General features: G+C 59.4%; 19 protein-coding genes. 11 read left to right on the top strand and 8 right to left on the bottom strand.

From position 1 onward, the window contains the following. Positions 1 to 167 precede the first annotated feature (167 nt). The 4 genes from F550_RS0106840 to F550_RS0106825 are packed head-to-tail and all read left to right on the top strand — an operon-like array spanning position 168 to position 4,268. Entirely contained in the window at positions 168 to 1,313 is a 1,146-nt protein-coding gene (locus F550_RS0106840; RefSeq protein ID WP_018147794.1) for an LptF/LptG family permease, read from the top strand. After that, positions 1,310 to 2,362: an LptF/LptG family permease gene (locus F550_RS0106835; protein WP_018147793.1), complete on the top strand. Its 1,053-nt coding sequence runs from the start codon at positions 1,310 to 1,312 to the stop codon at positions 2,360 to 2,362. Before F550_RS0106840 ends, F550_RS0106835 begins: the two co-directional genes overlap by 4 nt. Beyond that, complete coding sequence (locus F550_RS0106830; protein WP_018147792.1) at positions 2,359 to 3,333, top strand: diacylglycerol/lipid kinase family protein; 975 nt, start codon at positions 2,359 to 2,361, stop codon at positions 3,331 to 3,333. The genes F550_RS0106835 and F550_RS0106830 overlap by 4 nt, the downstream gene beginning before the upstream one ends. Beyond that, positions 3,330 to 4,268 carry a hypothetical protein gene (locus tag F550_RS0106825; RefSeq protein ID WP_018147791.1) on the top strand — a complete coding sequence of 313 codons (939 nt, stop codon included), beginning with the start codon at positions 3,330 to 3,332 and terminating at the stop codon, positions 4,266 to 4,268. The genes F550_RS0106830 and F550_RS0106825 overlap by 4 nt, the downstream gene beginning before the upstream one ends. 12 nt (positions 4,269 to 4,280) lie before the next feature. Here the strand turns inward: F550_RS0106825 and spt are convergent, their stop codons facing one another. From spt to F550_RS0106800, 5 genes are all read right to left on the bottom strand, one after another. Then, positions 4,281 to 5,480, bottom strand: coding sequence for a serine palmitoyltransferase (spt, locus tag F550_RS0106820; protein ID WP_018147790.1), 1,200 nt, complete (start codon positions 5,478 to 5,480; stop codon positions 4,281 to 4,283). Further along, positions 5,473 to 5,742: an acyl carrier protein gene (locus F550_RS0106815; protein ID WP_156807855.1), complete on the bottom strand. Its 270-nt coding sequence runs from the start codon at positions 5,740 to 5,742 to the stop codon at positions 5,473 to 5,475. The genes spt and F550_RS0106815 overlap by 8 nt, the downstream gene beginning before the upstream one ends. 39 nt (positions 5,743 to 5,781) lie before the next feature. Next, a complete protein-coding gene (locus F550_RS18470) occupies positions 5,782 to 6,708 on the bottom strand; it encodes an NAD-dependent epimerase/dehydratase family protein (RefSeq protein WP_018147788.1) in 927 nt (308 codons plus the stop codon). An 11-nt stretch (positions 6,709 to 6,719) separates the two neighbouring features. Further along, positions 6,720 to 8,438: a fatty acyl-AMP ligase gene (locus F550_RS0106805; RefSeq protein ID WP_156807854.1), complete on the bottom strand. Its 1,719-nt coding sequence runs from the start codon at positions 8,436 to 8,438 to the stop codon at positions 6,720 to 6,722. Between the two features lie 281 nt (positions 8,439 to 8,719). Then, positions 8,720 to 10,099: a cytochrome P450 gene (locus F550_RS0106800; RefSeq protein ID WP_040500858.1), complete on the bottom strand. Its 1,380-nt coding sequence runs from the start codon at positions 10,097 to 10,099 to the stop codon at positions 8,720 to 8,722. A gap of 453 nt (positions 10,100 to 10,552) precedes the next feature. Between F550_RS0106800 and F550_RS0106790 the strand changes: the two genes are divergently transcribed. Genes F550_RS0106790 through F550_RS0106780 form a run of 3 tightly spaced genes read left to right on the top strand, consistent with a single transcriptional unit; the run spans position 10,553 to position 14,665 of the window. Continuing rightward, positions 10,553 to 11,395, top strand: a complete 843-nt coding sequence (locus F550_RS0106790) for a sulfotransferase family protein (RefSeq protein WP_040500465.1) — start codon at positions 10,553 to 10,555, stop codon at positions 11,393 to 11,395. A 3-nt stretch (positions 11,396 to 11,398) separates the two neighbouring features. Next, positions 11,399 to 12,832, top strand: coding sequence for a sulfotransferase family protein (locus tag F550_RS0106785; protein WP_018147783.1), 1,434 nt, complete (start codon positions 11,399 to 11,401; stop codon positions 12,830 to 12,832). A 6-nt stretch (positions 12,833 to 12,838) separates the two neighbouring features. After that, positions 12,839 to 14,665, top strand: coding sequence for an ABC transporter ATP-binding protein (locus tag F550_RS0106780; protein ID WP_018147782.1), 1,827 nt, complete (start codon positions 12,839 to 12,841; stop codon positions 14,663 to 14,665). Positions 14,666 to 14,714: 49 nt separating this feature from the next. Here the strand turns inward: F550_RS0106780 and F550_RS0106775 are convergent, their stop codons facing one another. Beyond that, the gene (locus tag F550_RS0106775) at positions 14,715 to 15,551 is read right to left on the bottom strand and encodes a formylglycine-generating enzyme family protein (protein WP_018147781.1); all 837 of its coding nucleotides are present in this window, start codon (positions 15,549 to 15,551) and stop codon (positions 14,715 to 14,717) included. 328 nt (positions 15,552 to 15,879) lie between these two features. Between F550_RS0106775 and F550_RS0106770 the strand changes: the two genes are divergently transcribed. Genes F550_RS0106770 through F550_RS0106755 form a run of 4 tightly spaced genes read left to right on the top strand, consistent with a single transcriptional unit; the run spans position 15,880 to position 19,298 of the window. Continuing rightward, positions 15,880 to 17,091 carry a DsbA family protein gene (locus tag F550_RS0106770; RefSeq protein WP_018147780.1) on the top strand — a complete coding sequence of 404 codons (1,212 nt, stop codon included), beginning with the start codon at positions 15,880 to 15,882 and terminating at the stop codon, positions 17,089 to 17,091. An 11-nt stretch (positions 17,092 to 17,102) separates the two neighbouring features. Then, positions 17,103 to 17,561, top strand: coding sequence for a DUF1330 domain-containing protein (locus F550_RS0106765; RefSeq protein ID WP_018147779.1), 459 nt, complete (start codon positions 17,103 to 17,105; stop codon positions 17,559 to 17,561). A gap of 3 nt (positions 17,562 to 17,564) precedes the next feature. Then, positions 17,565 to 18,650 carry an MBL fold metallo-hydrolase gene (locus F550_RS0106760; protein ID WP_040500463.1) on the top strand — a complete coding sequence of 362 codons (1,086 nt, stop codon included), beginning with the start codon at positions 17,565 to 17,567 and terminating at the stop codon, positions 18,648 to 18,650. A 27-nt stretch (positions 18,651 to 18,677) separates the two neighbouring features. Beyond that, positions 18,678 to 19,298, top strand: a complete 621-nt coding sequence (locus F550_RS0106755) for a TetR/AcrR family transcriptional regulator (protein WP_018147777.1) — start codon at positions 18,678 to 18,680, stop codon at positions 19,296 to 19,298. Here the strand turns inward: F550_RS0106755 and F550_RS0106750 are convergent. Then, entirely contained in the window at positions 19,295 to 20,953 is a 1,659-nt protein-coding gene (locus F550_RS0106750; RefSeq protein WP_018147776.1) for a sulfatase, read from the bottom strand. The two genes, F550_RS0106755 and F550_RS0106750, sit on opposite strands and share 4 nt — an antisense overlap. Before the next feature lie 24 nt (positions 20,954 to 20,977). Beyond that, positions 20,978 to 22,693, bottom strand: coding sequence for an arylsulfatase (locus F550_RS0106745; protein ID WP_018147775.1), 1,716 nt, complete (start codon positions 22,691 to 22,693; stop codon positions 20,978 to 20,980). Positions 22,694 to 22,881: the final 188 nt, after the last annotated feature.

Below are 22,881 nucleotides of genomic sequence, written 5' to 3'. Positions count from 1 at the left end.
CCTCTTGTTTCACAAATCTGTCGCGAGTCTAGTATGTCCCCGGTAAATGCTACAGGCAGGGTTGCAGTTGAGTCTGCGTTCAAACCTGTAGCGACGGTCTTTGACACAGTAGTAGCAAACAAATTCCCAGTGGGGGCGTCGGTATCAGCGGCCTGATTCACAAATACTTGTTCACCGAATGCGTGAGGCTGTTTGCGAGCCTGTGCGGGCTTGTGCTGTCCATTCTGCTGATCGAACGGCTGATCCGCATCGTCGAGGTTGTCGCTGACACGGAAAACGGCGCACTGGTCGCCGTCAGCATCATCGTCAATCTTATCCCGCACTATCTCCAGCTAGCGATTCCCGCAGCGCTGTTCCTGGCGATGATCATCTCAATCGACCGGCTGAGCCGGTCCGGCGAGCTGGTAACGATGCTGTCTGCAGGTCTGTCTCTGAAACATCTTTCGCGGCCCTTCTTCATTCTTGCGGGCATTGCGGCAATTGCCAGCCTGATCATCTCGGGCTTCCTGCAGCCACTCGGGCGCTACAGTTACCGTCAGACCGTCCACGGCATCCAGACCCAGTCCTTTGAGGCCGCTTTCCAGGAAGGGCGCTTCGTCCAGATCGACGATTACACCGTATGGACCGAGCATAGGGAGTTTGGTGGCGGCAAGCTCGGTAGCACCTTCATACTGGAAACTCCGCCTGATGGCCGCGAACGCTATATCTCCGCGCCGTCTGGTGCGTTGCTGGAATCCGAGCAAGGCACGGTGGGGCTTATTCTGGAAAACGGGCGCGGCGCCACGTTGCTGCCGCCTGACCGGCGCGATGGCACGGAGTCCCCCAGCGTCTCATTTGATCGCATTCGATGGCCTATCGAACCCGAGACGGCAAGTTTTCGCGCCCGGGGCAATGACGAGCGAGAGCTTACAGTATTGGAGCTGGGCGACGTCTCGGCTTTTCCGCGCGTTGAGCAGACAGCTGCCAGCGCATTGCTGCATGACCAGCTAAGCCGCGCCTTTCTTATCCTCATTCTGCCAGTCCTCGCCTTCCCGCCCGGCGTCAATCTTGGACGGCGGCCGCGTGCGGGCGGTATCGTGCTCGGCGTCATTGCGCTGCTCATTGTTCAGAAGGCGCTGGAATATGGACTGCAGACCGCCAGCACCGGCGCGATACCGGCGTGGGCGGGCTCCTGGCCAGTTCTTGTCGTCACGCTCTGCGCCGGGGGGTATGCATTCTCTCGGGTTGCCGGGGAGTCCATCCTCAAGCCCGACCGGGCGCCCAGCGCCCGCAATGACGACCTTGCCTTCACAGCTTCAGGTCAGGACGCATGAACCAAGTCAGCCTGTATCTCTCAAGGCTCTATCTAGGCAGACTTGCGGGCGTCGCCTTTGCGGTGCTCACGCTGGTGAGCCTGCTCGATTCGCTCGGCAACAGCGAGCTTCTGCCAACCGATGCAGGCCTTGTCGACCGGCTGCGCTTTGTTGTGCTGCGCCTGCCGCTCATCTTCGATAGCACTTTTGCCATCATCATCTTCCTGTCCGTGCTGGTGACTTATCTCTCGCTCATCCGGCGCAATGAAATTGTCGCCTTGTTTGGGACCGGCATGTCTGTCTTCGGGCAGCTGCGGGCCCTTGGTCCCTGCCTGTTCGTTGTCGGTGCGCTAAGCGCCCTGATCGTGACGCTGGTCAATCCACCCGCCGCGCGCAGCCTGACCGACTGGTTGGGCCCGGCCGCCCTCATGGAGCAGGCGGGTGATGAGCGGGCGGTTTGGGTGTCGGAAGCCGACCAGCTCGTGCGCATCGGGAACATTAGCGAGAATAACGTTGAGGACCTCACCTTCTTTGTCCTGTCGCCCGAAGGCTATGTCGAGTCGGTCAGTAAAGCAGCGAACGCCACCTACGAAGCGGGCGCCTGGGCACTTGCAGATACCGAAGTGCTGCACTCCCTGGATGGAGAGACCGTGGCTCCCCGGCTGTGGACGACGCGGCAGACGCCCGACAGCTTGTTCAAGCTGCAGACCTATCCTCGCTTCCTGTCGATCCCGGACCTCTTGCAGCTCTATGATCTTCGCGGCTCTGGCAGCCGGCCTTCCAGTGCTTATCTCGTCTGGCTGATAGACCGGTTCAGCATGCCCATCGTTGCGCTTGCCCTGCTTCTTCTGGCCGTGCCGCTGATGCAGCGCGCAGGACGCCGCGAAACCGGAGAAATCTCCGCAATGATCGCGCTCGCTATAGGTTTCGTCTACCTGGTCGCAGACGGCATCTTCACGACGCTGGCTGAAAGCGGTGCCTTTAGTGGATGGGTGGGGCAGCTGGTGCCGCTCGGTACGCTGATCTTTGTGGGTCTATGGCTGACATTGCGCACTGAGGAAGCCACGTGAAGGGCGGTGCCGCCCTTGTCGTCAACCAGCGCAGCCATCTCGTTTCCCGCAAGGGCTCAAGGCTGGAAGTGCTGGCGCGCCGCGACCCATCCCTGCCGCTTGTCCAGTTCGAAGCTGCACCGGCATTTGATGAGGCAATTGGAAACGTCTTACGCAAGGGGCGAGACACCTTCCTCATTGAGGGCGGCGATGGGACGGTGCTGGCGGTCCTTACCGCCTGTTACGCTTTCGACCCTGATTGCCTCTCCCGGCTCAAATTTGGTATCCTGCCCGGCGGCAGCACCAATCTCGCGCATGAGCGGCTCGGCCTCCGCAAAACCAGCTTGGACGACTTGGCGCGCCTTGCTGCTGCGGCCCCGGGGCCAGACGACCAACAACAGAGCCTGACCCGGCAGACAGCCCTGATTGTCGAAGGCGGCGGATTGCCTCGTCCACAGGTGGGATTTCTGCTCTCCACCGGCGCGCTGGCGCTGGCTATGGACCACGTTCAGCAGCATATGTTCGGCGAAGGTCAGCGCGGCCCGTTAGCGATTGCGTCGTCCCTCGTAAGGCTTGCTGCACGGCCCTACCATTTTCTGGCAGAGGATGGGCAGCCGCTGCTGCGGCCATCCCGCCTTTCGGCGGGCGAAAGGCATGCGGAGCTACCAGACGGCGAGCATGGTTTCCTGCTCGCCTCGACGCTCGACCGGCTTTCGCTGGGCCTGTCGCCATTCTGGGGCGATGATGGAAAAGGCGGGTTGAATGTGACTTATGCCCCATGGCCGCTGGCGGGTTTGCGCCGGGCACTTCTGCGGGTCGCGTCCGGCTGGGGTCTTCCAGCGCTGCAGGGGCGCGGCTATCGCAGCTTTGCCTCCTCGTCGCTTAATTTTACCGTCGACAGCCCCCTCATGTTGGACGGGGAGCTCCTTGCGCTGGACCGGCCCGCGTCTGTCCGTGTAAAGACGACTGAAGAAATCCAGTGGTTACGATGAACGAGACTGAAGTCCGGCCCGCGCTGAAATGGCTGATAAGGCAAGAGCAGGAAGTCCTGCCGCCAGCCGCGGCACAAATGGCTGACGCCATTCAGGCCAGACATGGCGGCTGTGTCAGGGCGTTCCTCTACTATGGGTCCTCACGCCGTGAGGGGGATTTGCCCACCAAAATGCTCGATTTTTATGTGCTGGTGGACGCCTACCGCGATGTCCATGGGCGCGGCCTCAAGCAGCTTGCGAGCATTCTGGTCCCGCCAAGCGTCCATTACCTGGAAATACGTACGGAGACCGGCGAGTTGCTGCGATGCAAGTATGCCGTGATGAGCGAGCGGGCCTTCCTCCGGCGGACATCTGGCGGCGCATTCGAGTCGATGCTCTGGGGACGTTTTGCTCAGCCCGTCCTTATCCGGGCCGACACCGATGCGCGCTACGAAAGACTGCTCGATACACTGGCGAGCGCCTGCTTTCACCTTGCCCGGGAAACATTACCTCTTCTACGCTCGTATACCGAGATTGATGATATCTGGGCACGCGGATTTTGTGAGAGCTATCGCACAGAACTCCGCCCCGAAGCACCGCTGGCGCGTTCGCGCGAGCTGGTCGCCTGTTTTGACAGGCGCTATGCCGCAATGACAGACGCTATTTTCGGCGTTGGACAGGAGACACGGAAAGCTGCGATCGCGCAGACCAGCTGGTTCGGCAGGCAGATAGCGCGGCTTCGCTGGGCCGCGCGGCGGGTCGTCGGCAAGGTCATGGCGGCAATCCGGGTCCTGAAGGCGGCTTTCACCTTCGATGCTGGGCTCGACTATATTCTCGAAAAGATCGAGGGCCACTCGACAGCGCGGATCAAGGTTACCGAGAATGAGCGACGTCATCCGGTCCTGCATTCGCCTGTTCTGGCCTGGAAGCTCTTTTGTGCGCGGGCCCTGCGCTAAGCTGGGCTGGCTTTAGGCGCGTTCGAGGCGGGCAAAAGCCTCAATGATCTGCGAAATATCGGCTTCGGAATGTGCCGCAGATACGCTGAGCCGCAATAGCGACATGGCTTGCGGCGTCGCTGGAGGAATGGCGAGGTTCACATAAATCCCGTCACGCAGCAGCTCATTCCATTGCGCGATTGCGGTTTCCTGATCTGGCCGGGGCAGGGCGATCACGGGGCCCGGCGCCGAAGCTGGTTCGAACCCAAGGTCTTTGAGCCCCGCATGTAGCTGGTTCGCGCGAGCCCAGAGATTGGTCCTCAGCTCTTCACGCGTTCTGATCTCATTCAGCGCCGCGTGGGCCACGGCGACATTCGACGGAGACCCGGACGCTGTGAAGAGATAGGGCCGGCTCATCAGACGGATGACCTCAAAGGCGTCATGGCGCGAGACGCAAAATCCGCCAATCGAAGCGAAGCTCTTGGAGAACGTACCGGACAGGAAATCGATCTTGTCCAGAACGCCCTGCGCTGCGGCGACGCCGCGGCCTTCTTCGCCGTAACAGCCGACGGAATGGGCCTCGTCGACATAGAGATAGGCGCCATTGCGGTGGGCGACGTCGACGAATTCGTCCAGCGGGGCGACATCGCCCAGCATTGAATAAAGCCCTTCCACGACAACCAGACGCGCGCCATCCTCGGGCAATCTCGCCAGTCGGCGCTCGAGATTTTCAGGGTCGTTGTGCCGGAAACGGATTGTTGTCGCTTCGCTCAGGCGGCAGGCATCATAGATGCAGGCATGGCTATCGGCATCGATCAGGAGATGATCGCCCTTGCCCGCCAGCGCGCTAATCGCTGCTAGATTGGCTTGATACCCGGTCGTAAAGATAAGTGCGGAGGCGGCACCGAAATAGTCCGCGAGCTCACGTTCGAGCGCCTCATGCAGGCCATAGGTGCCATTGGCGAGCCGGCTGCCCGTTGTCGCTGTGCCATGTGTTTCGAGGGCGCGATGCGCGGCATCCAGGCATGGCTCTGAATATGTCAGGCCCAGATAGTTGTTTGACCCGGCGAGCAGGATTTCCTTGTCGCCGATGCGCGCATGGGTGGCAGAGATGACTTCGTCAAAGCGAAGGCCAAAAGGCTGCTCGCCCGCTGACATGACCGCTTCCCGGCGTGCGGAAAGGGCGTCGAACTTGCTGAAGATCGAGGGCGCATTTTTGATCTCATCAAACATCAAGCTGTTGCTCCACGGCGTCTGCAAGGTCGCCGATTGTCTGGATCTCCGATGTGGTCTCCATAGGCAGGCTGATGTCGTAGAACTCCTCAAGCTCCATCACCATGTCGAACACTTCGACCGAATCGATCTCGATATCGGATCCGATTTTCATGTCCTCGGTAATGATTGCGTCGGACGGCAGGAATGGCGCCATAGCTTCGCGGATACGCGAAATGATGTCTGCCTTCCTCGTGCTGACTTTGACCCCAGTGTGGTTCACGCTGGCTCCCTCATATATGTCATTGCCCTTCGATCGACTTCATGTCGGCCTGTTTTCGCCCATTTGCAAGAAACAGCGACTGAGCGTTTCGTGCAATGGGGAGGGCACATCCACAGGCGTATCGCTCAGCCATTCGTCCTGAAGAAGCTCATTTGCCTTACCTTTAGACAGGATCAAGGGCTTGCGGGTGACTTTTGACACCAGACTGGCACAAAGGCCTGCAAATCTGATGAGCGGCGCGGACAGCCCTATACACGTCACCGTGCGTCCGCCCGCCTCCTCGCCAGCAGCTGCGATATCTGCCCAGCTAGCTGACCGGCCGCTATAGGGGGAGACGTCCAGTCGCTGCCCATCGGGGGGCGACTCAATCAACTGTATTGTAAATCGCGCAAGGTCGTCGACGTCGATCCACGAGAACGCGGTGCCGCGGGCACCGCCTGGGCAGGGGAGCCAGCCTCGTTTCAGAAGTTGCATGACATCTCGCGTTGCGCTGTCGGCCGGGCCGAGGACTGCGGATGGGCGAAGAATGATGAGCTTCATGTCCCCGGCAAGCGCCTGCGCAGCTGTCTCGCCGAGCGCCTTGGACCAGGCATATGGTGAGACATCGGGGCGGCTCGCAGCCAGCGATGAGACGAGGAGAAACGTCCGCACGCCTGCACGTCTGGCGGCAGATACGAGCATTGCAGTAGAGCGGGTATTGGTCGTGTGAAACTCATCGGCGTTGAGCGCGCGTGTCAGTCCCGCCAGATGAACCACTGTGTCCGCTCCGGCCACGAGGGCCTCGAGATCATTCCGGTCGGTCACGTCGCCCGGCACCCATTCAATCCCCGCCGCTTTGCTTGGTGCGCGACCCTTCTTCCTGCGTACAAGGCACCGCAGGCCGTAACGATGGGGCGCTCCGGCCAGCCTCTCGACAAGAGCGCGACCAGCGAATCCAGTCGCGCCGGTGATGGCGATTGTCTGCATGAGGCCGCGTATCAGGTTTCGGCGGGCGCGACTTCGAACCCGTGATCCAGGAACTTCGTCCGCGCGGCGGACCGGCTGAGCTTCCCTGAGCTGGTTACGGGCAAGGTCCGGGGCGGAACCAGCACGACTTCTACCGGCGCGCCGGTTGTGGTGCGGGCAGCGCTTGCAATATCCCGGCGAAGCGTTTCGCGATCATTTTCGTCGCGGCCGCGAAATTCTGCCAACAGAACGATGCGGTCGCCGATCACAAGTTGTGAGGCGTCGAAAACGACACAGCGGGATATTTTGCCGTCCGAAGATTCCTGGACGGACCATTCGACATCCTGCGGCCAGACATTGCGGCCATTGATGATGATGAGATCTTTCCAGCGGCCGGTCAAAACGAGTTGCCCGTCGAGCCAGTAGCCAAGATCGCCGGTATCGAGCCAGCCATCTTCATCTGTGAGAGGAATGACGCCAGTGCCGGCCCGATAGAGGCCTGCAGCTATGCTGGGGCCGCGAACTTCGATCGAGCCGATCTTGCGGTCTTTCAGGCTTTCGCCGCTGGCGGATCGAATACGGACGTCATGGCCCGGAATGGGCTTTCCGCACAGCACAAAGTCACGGACCTTTTCGGCTTCACGGTTGGGCGATGCGCTGCGAATCTCGTCATCAAAGCGAAGAGCGACGGCGTCCACACGGTCGCGCCGGCATCCTTCGCCAAGTGGCGCGAAAGACACCGCCAACGTGGCTTCGGCGAGACCATAGCTTGCAACAAATGAAGCGGCATCAAAGCCGACGTTCGAAAAGGTCTCGGCAAAGGTCTCAAGAATTTTTTCCTGCACCATGTCTCCGCCAATACCGGCTGCGCGCCAGCTGGAAAGATCGAGCTCTTCCCCGCGATAACGCCGAGCGCAGAGATCGAAGCCGAAGCTTGGGCTATAGGAGAGTGTGGCGCGGCGCTGGCTGATAAGTTTCAGCCAGGAGATTGGTCTGCGAGCAAAGTCAGATGTTTTGAGATAGTCCACCGACAGCTGAGACATCAGCGGGGCGATGAAGAAACCGACCAGGCCCATATCGTGATAAAGTGGCAGCCAGGATACGGCCCGATCACCATCGCTTACCTGTAAGCCATGGCGCGTTATGGCCTGGCAGTTCGCAACAACGCTGGCCTGGGTCGCGTAGATCCCTTTTGGCTCCGAGGTGCTGCCGGAAGAAAACTGGATGTAGCATGGGCTATCAGCGCTCCAGGGCCTAAGTGGCCCATCAGGCTGATCAGACCACCCGGAAGCCTTGATGGGCCGAATGGATTGGTCGTCTTCAACGCAAGCATCATAAATTGAGAAAAGATGGGACGGGGCTAGGGTAGCCGTCAGAGAAGCCGCCTCGCGCATACGCTTGAAGCGCACCTGATACGTTTCTTTCCCCCCAAAAGAAGGCGGCAGACTAACCGGTGCTGGTACAAGACCGGCATATTGGCATGCCATGAAAGCGATGACGAAATCTGGAGTGGTCTCCGCAACCAGGCCGATATGTGCGCCCCGGGGATATTCGCCCGCTAAGGATTTGGCAAAGTCCCGCGCCTGCTCCCGCAATGCGGTGTATGAAAGCAGACTTTCTATTTCGCCATGGGGCGTGTTGAAGGTCAGTTCACCGCTGCCAAGTGCAGCATAATCAAGGGCTTCAGTTAGCGTTCCAAAAGTCGCCAATCGTCTTCGCACTAAATACCCCTCATAAATGGCGCGGCCCATGTCTCAGGCGCTCTCCATCTTCCTTAAAGGCGTAGATTTGTGGTGACGTTACAAAAATGTCAAATTCGTCCATGAGCTGGGGAGCAACATCTGATACGGAAGCGTGAGGAAGTGGGTTGATCACTTCGATCCATGTCCCGTTTCACAAGCACTCAATCTCGACCGCCACGTCAATCGCCGCCAGACCTTCGAATCACAAGGTGAGGCTGATCTTCAGGAATGGTACCAGCTTCTGGCTGGATAGGGCGAGGCCGCTTAAAGATGCTGGAGACGGGCTCGCATTAGGCGGACAGCGCCGTTTTGACCTGGACCTGCGTCGGGCGCTCATTTCCGCGCCCATACAAATTTACCTCCAGCCGGGAGATGGCGTGGACGAGCGCGTTTGGGCCGTATTTTATATCGCCCGTGAACTCTATGTTCGGGAACCGCGCGAATAATTGCTCATATGCGACGCGCAGCTGCATTTGCGCCACGCGTGAGCCGAGACATTTGTGAACACCATGGCCGAAAGCGATATGCTTGCCGACATTGTCCCGCGTCATGTCGAAGACGTCCGGTTTCGGGAAAACTTCGGGGTCCCGATTGCCCGCACCATACCACATGACGACTTTCTCATCCCTGGCAACGCGCTGGCCGTTGATCTCGGTCTCTTCCAGAGCCGTGCGCCGCATGTGTTTGACCGGAGAGACCATCCGAAGGGCTTCTTCGGACATTTGCGGGATCATGGATGGATCATCCAGAACCATCGCCCGCTGATCAGGAAACTCGGTCATCAGCTTGATCGTCCCAGAGAGCGAGTTGCGGGTGGTGTCGTTGCCGGCGAAAATGATGAGCAACCAGGAGCCGTCGAGGTATTCCTGCGGCAGGTCCTCACCATCAAGCTTCGAATGAGCGATAACCGTGAGAAGGTCTTCGCGCGGATTGGCGCGCCGGTCAGCCATGACGCGAGCGCCATAGTCGAACATTTCCTCCACCACTTTCTTGAACCGGAACGGGAAGAGCGGTTCGCCGAGGAAGGTTCGGAGTGGATTGGACAGAAACTGACTGGCCATTTCAAGATAATGCATCCAGTAGACGATTTTCGGCCGATCTGCTTCATCCACGCCGAGCATTTCGCAAAGCGTGTAAAGCGGAAGTTCGTTTGAAAAGAGTTTGACGAAATCGACGACCGGGCCGTTTTCCTCCAGTTCATCACACAGGCTGTCAACTTTGGCCCGAACCTTCTCTCGAAGTTTGGCAACGTAAGCCGGAATGAAAAAATCCTTCTGCTGGATCCGCATCTGCATGTGCTGGGGCTCGTCCATGCTGATCAGATTATCCATCGAGGCACGGATCATGATTTCAGGCTTCCAGTGCTTGCGCTCAGGCACGGCGAGATTGATGCCTCCGCGCGCGGAAGAGAAAACACCCGGTTGAAGCTCAACAGTCTTGATGTCTTCATATCTTGAGACTGACCAGAACCCCGAAGCTGGGCTACGCATTTTCGACCACATGACCGGCGCCTCTCTGCGCATCCGCTCGTATAGTTCGTACGGGTGCCCGCGCTTCCAGGAGTTGGGATTCCATAGCTGGAAGTCGGTTTCGATCTCGGGGTAAATCGCCGGGAAGGCGGGTGTGGTCTTGCCTGTGTCTACGGCAATTTCGTCGCTGATCAGTTTCATTTTTACCTTCCGGATCATTCGCAATCGATAAGTCTCTGCCTCACCTTGGGGAAGTCAAAGGGTTCTTGGTGCCGATTAGGCAGGTGATGTGACAGGGGGCAAAGAACATGGCCGGCAAGGTTGGCCGCGAACGATAATCCTGAAGCAGGCAATCAAGCGTCCTCTGTGCCTCAGGGCCTTTGGCTGCCGTCGACTGATCGGCGCTCATAACCGGCTGTTTCAAACCAGACCTCGGAAGAGCCCATATGAAACTTGTCATGAAAACCCTCATCGTCGGCGCCGTTCTTGCTACTGACGCGGCCACCGCTGTCGCTCAGGCAGATCACCGTGTGAAGGCTAAGAAATAGGCAGAGTTTGTATTTCGAACGCTCGTTTTGCTTCATTTAGGCTTGTTTCGCCTCGACTGATGTCGAAGAGATAGTCAGGATGGGTTTTGCGGGGATGGCTTAGGGGATGCAGCAACAATCGCGGCTGACGGCCGTCATGATTTGTGGAGCCGGCCATTCCGGGTCCACTCTTCTTGGCATGATCCTCGGTAGTCATACCGATACCTTCTACATGGGCGAGGGCGGCAAGGCCCGCTACCTGGGGGATGGCAGCAAACCGCTGCGCAAACGGGTCTGCAAGATCTGCGGTGAAATCTGTCCGGTATGGGGCGGGTTCGACTGGGATGGCATCTCGCCGCTTTATGAGGCCGTCGCTATCCGTGTCGGCAAACAGGTGATCATCGACTCGACCAAGGATGAAGCCTGGATCAGGGCGCGGGCCGATGAAGTCCGGCGGGTAGGCGGAACAACCATATTGCTATTCCTGAGCCGCGACGGGCGAGCCGTCGTCAATTCACGCCTCCGCAAGTATCCGGACCGCGAGCCTGGCGCACAAATCCAGGCATGGGTCGACAAAATGGCGAGCGCCCAGGCGCTATTCGATGATTTCGAAGGTCTGAAGATGCGCGTGCGATATGAAGATCTGGCTGAGAACAGTGCAACCACGATTAAAACGCTGTGCGCACTGATCGGAGTCGACTACCAGCCCGCCATGGCTGATTTCACCGCCGCCGAGCACCACGTCCTTGGTGGAAACAGCGGCACGCAGTTCGTTGCCGCACGGTCACGGTTTGAAGACCCGGACGCAGCATTCGTCAGCCTCGGCCCGCGCACACGCGACTATTATGAAAATCATTCAGGCGGGATCGAGCTCGACCTGCGCTGGAAAGACGAGATGACGCGCGAACATGTGGCCTTGTTCGCCCAGATGGCCGGAAAGGCCAACAAGCCATTCCAGTGGGGGGAATAGACGATGGCGAAAGTAGATTTGGTTTTCCGGCAGATCGACGAGCGCACCCGAGACGTCGCGCTGGAGCTCGCGATCGAGAACATCCAGCCAGATTCCGTCCATATCATCGATAATGTTCGCCCGTTCACCGAGTGCGTCGCGCAGATGCTCCGGATCGACCATGATTGCGATTATGTCGTCTACGTCGATGCTGATTGCCTGATCCTTGAGAATATCCGCCCGTTTATCGACGGCTGCGACGCGCCTTATGTGGATGCCTATGTTTCCGACCGGTTTCGGGGGCGGCTTCACTGCGGTGTGCATATCACCCGCATCGACCTTGTCCGCGCCATGGCGGCCGTTGAAGTACCTGCAGATGATCTGAAATACGTGCTGCGCCCGGAATCGCGTCTGCGAAACCTTGCGATGAAGCCGATGGGCTCAGCCAAGCAGTTTCGCAACTTCGACATCCTGCATGACCATTTTCAGTCCTATCATCACATCTTCATGAAATACGCCCTGCGCCAGTTGCGCAGCCGCACCAAGGAACAGCGCCAGCGCCTGACCCGCTCCATGAAGAAATGGACGACGACGGACGGGATCTTCTGCGATCTCACAGTTGCGCGCCACGCCGTCGACTTTGCGCGTCGCAAGGTGCCGGAAACGGCCACGACTGATGAGGTGCATGAGTTCATCGCCGCACTCCCGCAACATGCCGAGGCGGAACTGGCAAAGCTCGGCCTCGATGGCGCCGAAGAGCCCTTCACGCAACAAGATCTTGATGACTGGCTTCAGGCCAATTGCGATCGCATCGCCTATGGTCAGAAGGCCGATAAGCCAAAAGTCTTCGGGCTTGGCCTGTCACGCACCGGCACGCGAAGCCTGACTGCGGGGCTTCAGATGCTGGGCTTTGATTGCAGTCATTATCCGATCGACGAGGACACCTATATCGAGATCGCCAATGCCCAGTATGACCTGACGCTGCTGCGCTATTTCGATGGTCTGACCGACATTACGACCATCCCGATCTACCAGCAGCTCGACAAGCAGTATCCGGGGTCGAAATTCATCCTTACCCTGCGCGACAAGGAAAGCTGGCTGGGCTCGGTCTCGCGTCATTATTATAATCGTCCGGCATTCAAGGATGTCGGCGATCCTGACGAGGAAGTGCATCTTCGTATGCGCCAATTCCTCCGCGCGGCCGTCTATGGTTGCTACAATTTCTGCCCTGAGCGGTTTTCCTGGGTCTATGCCCAGCACGTCCGGGAGGTGATGGCCTACTTCAAGGACCGGCCGGGTGATCTGCTCGTGATCAATATCTGTTCGGGCGAAGGGTTCGAGAAACTGGCGCCTTTCCTGGATCGCCCGGCGCCGGCAGAAGTCTTTCCTCACAAAGGCGCCGTCCTGTCGCGCCGGCTTGCCGAAGAGGCCGCCGCCCAGAAAGCAAAGGTTGCCTGACAGGCTATGCCAGACATCGAACCGGAGCGCACGCATGAACCGGTTCCGCCCTGGCGGGACAGGGCATCAGCGGCTTTCCGGACGCTGGCGATTATCGCCCGGACCCGTCCGGCGTTAGCCGCCTCAATTGCCGGGCTAACAATTCTTGCCGCCCTGCTGCCGCCAGCCGCGCTTTACGTCTCAAAGCTGTTGATTGATGCCGTCCTGGCCGCAATCGATAGCGGTCTTGAGGCTGATCGGTCTGCCGCCCTGGGCTGGGTTATTGTGGAAGCCGCTATTCTGGCAGTGCTTCTCGTACTGCGCCGTTTACTTGTCTTCCTGAAGGCACGGCTGCACGCCGAGCTTGGCTATACCGTGGCAAGGCTGATCCTGGACAAGGCCAGCCACTTGTCGCTCGCCCGGATAGAGGAGCCGCATGTGCAAGAAATGCTTATCCACGCAAAGCAGTTCGCGGCGGCGCGGCCCTACAGCCTGGTCATGCGCGGTTTCGACGTCCTGCAGTCGTCTGTCACGCTTCTGTCGATCATCATTCTGCTTGCGGCGGCTGCACCATGGCTCATCATCCTCATGCTGGTGGGCGGTCTTCCAGCCTTCATCGGCAATTTGCGCTTTTCCGGCGACGCCTACCGCTTTTACACAGCCCGCTCGCCGCAGATGCGAGAGCGCAACTATCTGGAAAGTCTGGTGACCAATGAAGCAGCCGCGCGCGAGCGGTTGCACTACGGTTTCGGTGAGGCGTTGCTGGGCCGGTTTTCGCAGCTTTTCCATGACATGCATGATGGCGACCGAAAGCTGCAGGGGCGCCAGGCGGTCATTGCTTCCTTGCTTGCCATTCTTGGGTCGGTGATTTTCCTCGGCGGCAAGCTCTGGATTGTGTGGGTAACGATCGCAGGACGTTTCAGCCTCGGCCAGATGACGATGCTGATCGGTCTCCTGAAGCAGGGCCAGAACGGCGTCAATTCGCTCCTGTCGGCCGTGACGGGCAGCATTGAGGATGTCCTCTATGTCACGCGGCTTTTCATCCTGCTGGATCTGGAAGACGGGCGGCCGGGTGGCCAATCCACCTGCGGTCCGGTTCCCGGCGATGGGCTTCGCTTTATCGATGTTAGCTTTCAGTATCCGGGCGCAGAGAGGCCTGCGGTCGATAGTGTCAGCTTTCATTTGCCGCCGGGCACACGTCTCGGGCTGGTCGGGGTCAACGGTTCCGGCAAGACGACGCTCATCAAGCTCGCCGCCGGTCTTTACCAGCCTGACAAGGGAGAGGTTCGGCTGGACGGACTTAGCCTGACTGAGTGGGCGCCAGAGGCAATTGCAACGCGGGTTGGCGTGATGTTTCAACCTCACGTCAATTTCAAATTCTCGGTTCGCGACAATGTCGAAGCCGGGACAGGAATGTCCGCCATGTCGACCTCTGAGATGAAGAGGGCGCTTGAGGCGGGGTTTGCTACTGAGCTCGTTGCTGAGCTGGAGAGCGGTGTCGATACACGCTTGTCCAAACGCTTTCCAGAAGGGGTAGACCTCTCCGGCGGGCAGTGGCAGCGCCTGGCCATTGCCCGAGCCCACGCCAATGCTGATGCAGATATCCTGATCCTCGATGAGCCAACGGCTGCGCTGGACGCGGAGGCAGAGGCGGCATTCATGGCACGCCCGCTCGCGCCGGGCCGATCGCTGATCTTGATCAGTCATCGGCTGTCTAACCTTCGAGCCGCAGACATGATTCTCCTGCTTGAGAAGGGCCAGATTAAGGAGACTGGCACCCACAAAAATCTGCTAAAAGCGGGCGGCGCCTACGCTGCTATGTTCGCGTTACAGGCCGAACCATATCGCGAATAATCTGCATGGCGAAATTCAGAACCCAGTCTGGAAGGCTTCGGGCATAACCTCATTCTTGCGCAGTTGCCGCAGTGTCGGCGGCAATGCGGAAGCCGATATGGTTTGTGGGAAGGCTGGCTTCCTGGCCCTGGCGCGCAGGTGGACGATAGCGTCTGCAGAAGTTGGCCGCGCAGAGATAGGAGCCGCCTTTGACCACCATGACCTGATCGGCCGTTTGCCGGCCGACCTGTTGGTAGGTGCTGGCTGTCCATTCCCAGACATTTCCGGTCATATCATGAAGCCCCCAGGGGTTTGCTTCAAAACAGCCAACGGGCGCGCGGCTCCTGAAACCATCTGCGCCCGTGTCGGCGACCGGGAAAAGGCCCTGCCATGTATTCGCCTTCGGATCGTCAGGCGTTGGCGGTGTATCGCCCCACTCATAGCGGGTCGCAGGACGCCCTGCGCGCGCAGCGTATTCCCATTCAGCTTCGGTCGGCAGGCGGGCACCTTTCCATGATGCATACGCCTTGGCATCCGCTAGCGAAACCTGGACAACAGGGTGGCTGTCCCTGCCATCTATGTCGCTTGCCGGCCCGTCGGGATGGCGCCAGTTTGCACCCGGAATATAGCGCCAGTTGCCTGCAGTGGATCCGTCCGGTGACAGAAAGACAGCCGCGCCCGGTTGGCGAAAACTGGAAGGGCTGTTCTTGGGCAGGAGGGCCGGATCAGGCGACTGTTCTGCCGTGGTCACATAACCGGTGGCCTCGACAAAGGCGGCAAAATCGCTGTTCGTGACTTCCGTGGTGGCGATCATGAAATCTGCGACCGCCTTTCGGTGTTGAGGCGCCTCCTCACGGTAATCGGTATCAGACCCCATCAGGAATTGCCCGCCGATCACCGGAACCATGCCTGACTGCGCCGGACCGCTGCATTGTTCAGACTGAGAGGGGGGCGGCATTGGAGATGGGGCGCAGGCAGTGAGGCCACAGCCTGTCAGAACGGCTGCAAAGCAGAGGCCTGATATCGTCCTGACACTCTTGGCCATTCACCACAATCCATTCAAATAGAATTGACACTATACGTGCCAAATTATACTCTCTACCGAGTAAGGGATCAATCGTCACGTGTCGTTGAAGAGCTTCATATCGGCCCACGTGAGTTCGCGATTGGCCGGCCCCAGAAGGCTGCAGCAGCGCAGGGTTGCAGCCGAAAAGAAGCGCGTACGGGAGGGACGGATGAGACAGGTTGAGTATTTTCATGATGTCGCCGATCCCTATTCCCAGTTGACAGCGCAGATATTACCAGAGTTCTGCAGGCGTTATGATGTCGAGCTGGCGCCTCGATTGGTGTCGCCCCCGCCGGACTGGGCTGCGCCTGACCGGGAAAAACTGATCAGCTATTCACGAAAGGACGCCGCGCTGCTTGCTGCGAAAGCCGGGCTTGTCTTCGAAGACCGAGGGGCGCAGCCGATCGATGACAAGATCGAGGTCGCGCTTGGCGCTCTGGCTGCAGCCATCGAGGCAGATCGCTTCGCAGAGGAGGCTGCCGCGATCGGAAGCTGGCTCTGGGCCGGGGAGGGCGAGGCGCCCAGCGGGTGGGCAAAGGCCGCGGACCTGGTTGAAGACGGGAATGCCCGGCGCGACAAGCTGGGTCATTATCTCGGCGCGACCTTCCATTATCAAGGCGAATGGTATTGGGGGCTCGACCGGCTTCACTATCTTGAAGCCCGCCTGCAAGATGAAGGGGCTGACCAGGACGTCAGACACGGGGAATTCCTGTTTGCTCCGCCAGCTGTGCTGGAAGCGATCCCTGTAGGCAAATTCGGTGGCAAAGCTGAGCTTCACTTCTACCTGTCATTCCGAAGCCCCTACACGGCAATCGCGGCCAAGCGCGCCAAAGCGCTTGCTGAGGCCTATGGCGCAACCCTCAGGCTCCGGTTCGTCTTGCCGATGGTGATGCGGGGCCTGCCAGTCCCGCGCATGAAGGGGCTCTATATCCTTAAGGACACGGCGCGCGAAGCGCGGCGCATGGACATTCCATTCGGAAAGGTCTGCGACCCTGTCGGCACGCCTGTCGAGCGCGGTTACGCAATCCTGCCTTGGGCGATCAAAGAGGGCAAAGGTTATGAGTTTACACAGAGCTTTCTAAGCGGGGTCTGGGCCGAGGGGCTGGATGCTGGCACTGATAAGGGTCTCAAGCAGATCACCGAACGTGCCGGCCTTCGCTGGTCGGACGCAAAGACGCTGATTGGCGGTGATCATTGGCGGGCAGAAGCAGAGACCAATCGTAGCGAGATGATGGCGCTCGGGATCTGGGGTGTGCCGAGCTTTCGGGTTGGCGATGGTTCCATCTGGGGACAGGACCGGCTCTGGGTAATCGAGGATGCTTTGAATCGCGCTCTGGACGTTTCGAATGCGGGTGCGATTGCAGGCGACAAGCCTGTTTGAGAGAGGGAAACATGGACGTCACCAATGAACTGATGCCGAGCGACTCCAAACAGGTCGAGGCCATGATGCAGCCAGGTCCGGACGGCCCGATCTACATGCTCAACCTCCTGAAATTCCGGGAGAAGGCCGAGTATGCCGATGGCCGAGAATCCGACCTATCGGGGCGCGAAGCCTACCAGATCTATGGGCGCGCCGTTTCAGAAATCCTGAAAGACTTTGGAGGCCGGGTTATCCTGGCGCTCGATGTGAATTTTCTGTCGCTCGGCCGTGTCGAAGAGCTTTGGGACGAGATTGCAATCGCCGAGTATCCGCGCCGGTCCGACATGGTGGCCATGTCCATGTCCGAAGCCTGGCAGGAGGCAGCGGTTCACCGGGCAGCGGGCCTGAAAGGTCAGTTGAACATCGAATGTGTGCTGCCGCCAGATCTTGGCGATGCCGATTGGGCGCGGCGTCTGTTGGCGAGGGATTGAGCGATGAGATGGGTGGTGCGGGGCGCGTTCGGACTGGCAGTGATCGGCCTTATCGCCCTCGCGGGGCTCTGGCTGTTCAGGATGCAGATCGGCGGGCATGTCTATGAGCGGATGGCCGGGCAGCTGGTTGGGGTTGATCAGAGCGAAGATCTGGACGACGGCCTCCATGTCTATCTCTGCGGGACTGGCTCCCCGTTGCCGGATGCGGACCGCGCAGGGCCGTGCGTCGGTGTTCTGGCGGGACGGATGGGATTTGTTTTCGACACAGGCTCAGGCAGTATAAGAAACTTGGCGCGGATGGGGTTTCCGGTTGGTGAGACCGAGCATGTCTATTTCACGCATCTGCATTCTGATCACATTGACGGTCTCGGTGAGTTGATGCTGCAGGCCTGGGTGGGGGGATCGCGGTCCAGCCCGGTCGAGATTTCAGGCCCGGTCGGGATAACCCCCGTGGTTGATGGGTTTATTCAGGCCTACCGCACCGATGCGGGCTACCGGATCGCCCATCATGGCGAGGACATTGCCAACCCGGCTGGGTTCGGCGCCGCCGCGACCGAGCTTGATCTGCCCCCGGATGGCAGCTCCCGGGTTGTGTTCGATGCTGTCGGCGCACGCGTTTCAGCGTTCCTGGTCGATCACAGCCCTGTCTCGCCGGCTTTTGGCTACCGCGTCGATTACGCGGGAAGGTCGGTCACAATCAGCGGTGACACGGTCAAGAGCGAGGCAGTTGCAAGCGCTGCGGCGGGCACTGACCTCCTCATTCACGAAGCCCTGAACCGGGAAATGGTGGCGACACTGGCGGATGCGGCGGCCTCGAATGGCGATGCATCTCTATCCAAGATCTTCAGGGATATTCTCGATTATCATGCAAGCCCTGTTGAAGCCGCCGAAACGGCCCAAGACGCGGGCGTGCGGGAACTGGTGTTCACCCATATGGTGCCGCCTTTGCCGAACAAATTCTTGCATGCCCCTTTCCTGGAGGGCGTTGATGATGCGTTCAATGGCCGGGCCGCGATTGGCGAGGATGGCCTCATGATTAGCCTGCCAGCGGGCAGCGATCGCATCGTTCGCCATAAACTGCTCGACTGAAGCGCTGCCAGCTCTAGAACACGCTGCATGACAGAGAAGCCAGATATCAGACTTGTCAGCGACGACACCTCCGGTGACGGCCGCAAAGCGCGTAGCCAGCGCAGCCGCGAACAGATCGTCGACGCGCTCTTCGCCTTGATCGAGGCGGGAGATATGGATCCGAGCGCCGCCAGCGTCGCCGAAGAAGCTGGCGTCGGGCTGCGGACGGTTTTCCGGCATTTTGACGACATGGACGGCCTCTACCGCGAAATGTCGGAGCGGCTTGAAAGAGAGATTTTGCCGATCGTGATGACGCCATGGGAAGCGCAGGGCTGGCGTGAGCGTATTCATGAATTGATTGGGCGGCGGGCCAGGATCTATGAGCGCATCATGCCCCTGAAAATCGCAGCAGGCCTACGGCGGTTTGCTTCGCCGCAACTTGGCTATGCCTATCGCCATTTCCTGATCATGGAGCAGGCCGGTCTGAAGAACCTCCTTCCGCAGAGTATCCTCGACGATGAGACGCTGCTTGGGGCACTTGAGCTTTTAACAGGGTTTCAGGCCTGGCGCCGCTTGCGACAGGACCAGGAGCTGTCGGCAGATAAAGCTGAGAGAGTGCTCACTCGGTCTGTGAATGCCCTTTTGAGGGACGTTCCTGACGAGGCCTAGTTTGGCCAGTAGATGATCTCTTCGCCCTGGCGAAGCTCGTCGGCGCGCGTGCTGTCGATCGCAACCGGGCCTTCCAATGTGTAGGGATAAAGCGGTGTCCGGGCGGTGCTCTGATGATCTTCCAGAAGGTGTTTCAAAATCTCGACCTTGTCGGGGCGCTGGCTCGCGAGATTCATGCGCTCGGTCGGGTCGTTTGAGAGGTCATACAGCCAGACCTTTTCTGGCCGCTCACTCACCTGAAGCTTCCAGTCCCCCTGCCGGACGACGCGGTAATAGGCGCTTTGCCAGAAGATGGGGTCATCGGCGCCGGGCACCGCTTCACCGGTCGCAAGACCAAGAAGATCCCGTCCATCGATCTCGACATTTGGGGGCAGCGAGGCCCCGCAGGCAGAGGCAAGGGTTGGCAACAGATCGATATGCGCGGCTGGCGCGGAAACTTCGGTGCCCGCCGGTATGCGAGCGGGCCAGCGCATGAAGAGTGGCACGCGGATACCGCCCTCGAAAAGCGTGAGTTTCCAGCCGCGGTAGGGCGCGTTGATGTCGGGCAGGCCGACATAATCGGCGCCGCCATTGTCACTGGAGAAGACCACGATCGTATTCTCAGAAAGACCCTCTTCCTCAAGCGTGTCGAGAATGTCGCCGACACTACGATCCAGCGCGCGGACCATGGCGGCGTAGACGCGCAAGCGGTGCGGTTCGATATCGCCCACGGCTTCATAGTCTTCACGCGTGGCCTGTAACGGCGTGTGGGTGCCCCAGTGGGCAAGATAGAGGAAGAATGGCCGGTTCTTATTGGCCCGAATGACAGACTGGGCTTCCTGCGTCCAATAGTCTGTCAAATAGCCCCCCGGCTCGAACCAGTCGCTTTCATTGTAACTGGCGGCGTATTGCATCCGCGCCCAGAGGAATTTGTCGATGGGGTCGAAATCCAGCCTTGCGTTGACAACGGAAGGATCAGATTCGGGCAGGTAGAGACCGCTCGCCATGAGAAGGCTTTCATCGAAGCCCTGTGCGTTCGGCCCAAATTCCGCCCCCCGTCCAAGATGCCATTTGCCGATATGCACCGTGTGATAATCGGCGTCGGCAAGGATTTCCGCAACGGTGACCTCAGAGCTTGGCAGACCTTGCTGGTTGAAGGGTGGCGAGCTTTCGGCTGCCGCCTGGTTCCACTCGATTGGGGGAAAGCTGTTGCTTTGGCCTCTTGAAACCATCGAAATGATGCGGCCCATGCCATCTGGCGTCGGCGTGAATTCAAAGCCAGTACGAGTTGGATAGCGCCCGGTCATCAGCATGGCGCGGGACGGGGCGCAACTTGCTGTCCCGGAATAGGCGTTGGTAAAAATCACGCCCTCGCGCGCCAGCCGGTCTATGTTCGGGGTCTGAACCGCTCCGCCAGCGACCCCGCCACCAAATGTCGAGATATCATTATAGCCAAGGTCATCGGCAAGGATAAAGACGACGTTGGGCGGGCGGTCTTTCGCGCTGAGGGCGGCTTCAGCCGGGCCCTGTTGCCAGTTGATTTCTCGGTTCGCCCCAACATCCTGTTTGCCTGAATGCGTAGCGATGAAAAGGACCACCGACTCGCGGTTGAGCCAGGCAAGTCCGATACATGCCAGGACGACTATGACGACGCCCAGAACGATTTTCTTCCACATGGCTCGGCACTCTCTGAAAAAGGGTCAGGTCTGTTGGGTATGGCGTAGGCGCCGCGCCAGACGCCATGCGCCCCAGAGCAGGGCCAACAGGAAGATCAGCAAGACAACGGGCACCCACCAATAGGTGCGCAGCTGACGTAGCTGTGTATTGCGGGTCAGGATGGCATGGCTGTCATAGCCTTCCGGCACGGCGAGCACGCCCATACCTTCGGCGTAGACGTCATAGTCTGCGAGCATGCTAGCCATCAGATCCGGCCGGGCTGCTGCAAGGTTGGTTGTTTCGCCGGGATCCTGCCTGAGATCGTAAAGACGCCATTGCGCGTCGCCCCAGGGGCGCTGATTGCGGGTAATCTTGTAATTGCCGCGAATAAGGGCCGAGTTGCCCGACACTTCGATGCCGATCGGTTCATCCAGTCCATAAACGGTCTCAGTGGTACCCGTCAGAAGTGGCAAAATACTGCGTCCCGTTATTGCGACGCCATCTGATGCGGCGGGGGCACCCGCCATCTCCAGGAATGTTGGCGCGATATCGGTGACCTGAACCAGTGCATCCTGTCTTATGTTTTCGGGCAGTCCCGGCCCGGCCATGATCATTGGCACATGGATGCCGCCTTCGGCTCCATAGAATTTGAACAGGTTTCCCGGCGACGCGGCCGCCATGGCGAATTCTGGGCCGATGAAAGCCCAGCTCCCCGCCTCACCAATACCATCAAGGCCGATATGATAGCCGTGCATCGCCATCCAGAGGCGAAGCCGCCAGTCATTGTCGCCGCGTGTCGGCTCTGGCCCATTGTCCGAGGTGACGAGGAAGACAGTGTTCTCATAGTCTCCAGACGCTTTCAGGTGATCGATAAGCCGTCCTATATGAACATCCATCGCTTCCAGCATGGCGGCGTTGACCGCCATCCGCGCCGCATAGAGCGCCTGCTCCTCCTCGCTAAGGTTTTCCCAGAGCCGCATATCGGGAGGCATAGGGGCAAGTGGCGCGCCGACCGGTACAAGCCCTAGCTCCTGCGCGCGCTGCCAGCGTGCCTCCCGCAAGGCCTGCCAACCATCCTGGTACGTGCCGCGATATTTTGCCGTGATCTCCGCGGGTGCCTGGAGAGGAATGTGAATAGCCTGAAATCCGAGATAGGCGAGGAACGGTGCCGTCTCGTCTGTTTCTTCCAGATAGCTGATCATCCGGTCGACGATGAATTCAGACGAGTAGAAGTCGTCCGGCAGGTCGGCGGGCGCGCCATCCTCATACCAGGGAGCGTCGCTATAGTAGGGCATGTAGGACTTGTCGTCCCAATTGTCCGCGCCGGATGCATCGAGGGCGAAAGACCGTTCAAACCCGTGATCCGAGGGAAGGGCGCCTTCACCGCTGCCAAGATGCCACTTGCCGGTAAAGAGCGTTCGGTAGCCGAGCGGCTTTAGTCTGGCCGCGATTGTTTGGACGCCAGGCTCCAGCTCCATTGTATAGCCAGGCTGACCGATATGTTCCGGCGGCAGGACCTCCGGAATGGTCGCAACGCCTGTGAGATGATTATCGACGCCCGTCAGCAGCATCGCGCGCGAGGGCGCACAGAGCGGCGAGGTATAATAACGCGTGAACATCACCCCGCGTGCGGCAAGCGTATCTATGTTTGGTGTTGCCGCCTCACCGCCATAGACGCCAAGGTCCATAAAGGCCGCGTCGTCGATCAGCAGGATGACGAAGTTCGGTCGGGTAATTGTTGCCTCTGGAGAAGGCGCCATTTCCGGTTGTGCTTGCCCGGAAAGCCCGCCGAAAAGACAGACGCCCGAAACAAGCACAACCAACCATCTGACCAACCGCATGCGCTGCCCCAACTTATGACACTTATAATGCCACAAGTAAGGGCCGTGGCAAGGGCTGAAGGCGGCCAGTGGATATCACCACGGGGCGGGGTAAGTTTCCTTCGAAA

It is taken from the genome of Henriciella marina DSM 19595 (assembly GCF_000376805.1).
GTDB classification, from domain to species: domain Bacteria; phylum Pseudomonadota; class Alphaproteobacteria; order Caulobacterales; family Hyphomonadaceae; genus Henriciella; species Henriciella marina.
The sequence above is the reverse complement of the archived record's forward strand: the minus strand, read 5'-3'. Positions and strand labels throughout refer to the sequence as shown.

Coding starts and splice junctions, on each gene's coding strand:
- F550_RS0106765 (WP_018147779.1), top strand. CDS start 17,103: ATGGACGTCACCAATGAACTGATGCCGAGCGACTCCAAACAGGTCGAG.
- F550_RS0106780 (WP_018147782.1), top strand. CDS start 12,839: ATGCCAGACATCGAACCGGAGCGCACGCATGAACCGGTTCCGCCCTGG.
- F550_RS0106760 (WP_040500463.1), top strand. CDS start 17,565: ATGAGATGGGTGGTGCGGGGCGCGTTCGGACTGGCAGTGATCGGCCTT.
- F550_RS0106750 (WP_018147776.1), bottom strand. CDS start 20,953: ATGTGGAAGAAAATCGTTCTGGGCGTCGTCATAGTCGTCCTGGCATGT.
- F550_RS0106825 (WP_018147791.1), top strand. CDS start 3,330: ATGAACGAGACTGAAGTCCGGCCCGCGCTGAAATGGCTGATAAGGCAA.
- F550_RS0106755 (WP_018147777.1), top strand. CDS start 18,678: ATGACAGAGAAGCCAGATATCAGACTTGTCAGCGACGACACCTCCGGT.
- F550_RS0106770 (WP_018147780.1), top strand. CDS start 15,880: ATGAGACAGGTTGAGTATTTTCATGATGTCGCCGATCCCTATTCCCAG.
- F550_RS0106775 (WP_018147781.1), bottom strand. CDS start 15,551: ATGGTTCCGGTGATCGGCGGGCAATTCCTGATGGGGTCTGATACCGAT.
- F550_RS0106805 (WP_156807854.1), bottom strand. CDS start 8,438: ATGGGCCGCGCCATTTATGAGGGGTATTTAGTGCGAAGACGATTGGCG.
- F550_RS0106800 (WP_040500858.1), bottom strand. CDS start 10,099: ATGAAACTGATCAGCGACGAAATTGCCGTAGACACAGGCAAGACCACA.
- F550_RS0106785 (WP_018147783.1), top strand. CDS start 11,399: ATGGCGAAAGTAGATTTGGTTTTCCGGCAGATCGACGAGCGCACCCGA.
- F550_RS18470 (WP_018147788.1), bottom strand. CDS start 6,708: ATGCAGACAATCGCCATCACCGGCGCGACTGGATTCGCTGGTCGCGCT.
- F550_RS0106790 (WP_040500465.1), top strand. CDS start 10,553: ATGCAGCAACAATCGCGGCTGACGGCCGTCATGATTTGTGGAGCCGGC.
- spt (WP_018147790.1), bottom strand. CDS start 5,480: ATGTTTGATGAGATCAAAAATGCGCCCTCGATCTTCAGCAAGTTCGAC.
- F550_RS0106835 (WP_018147793.1), top strand. CDS start 1,310: ATGAACCAAGTCAGCCTGTATCTCTCAAGGCTCTATCTAGGCAGACTT.
- F550_RS0106745 (WP_018147775.1), bottom strand. CDS start 22,693: ATGGCGCCTTCTCCAGAGGCAACAATTACCCGACCGAACTTCGTCATC.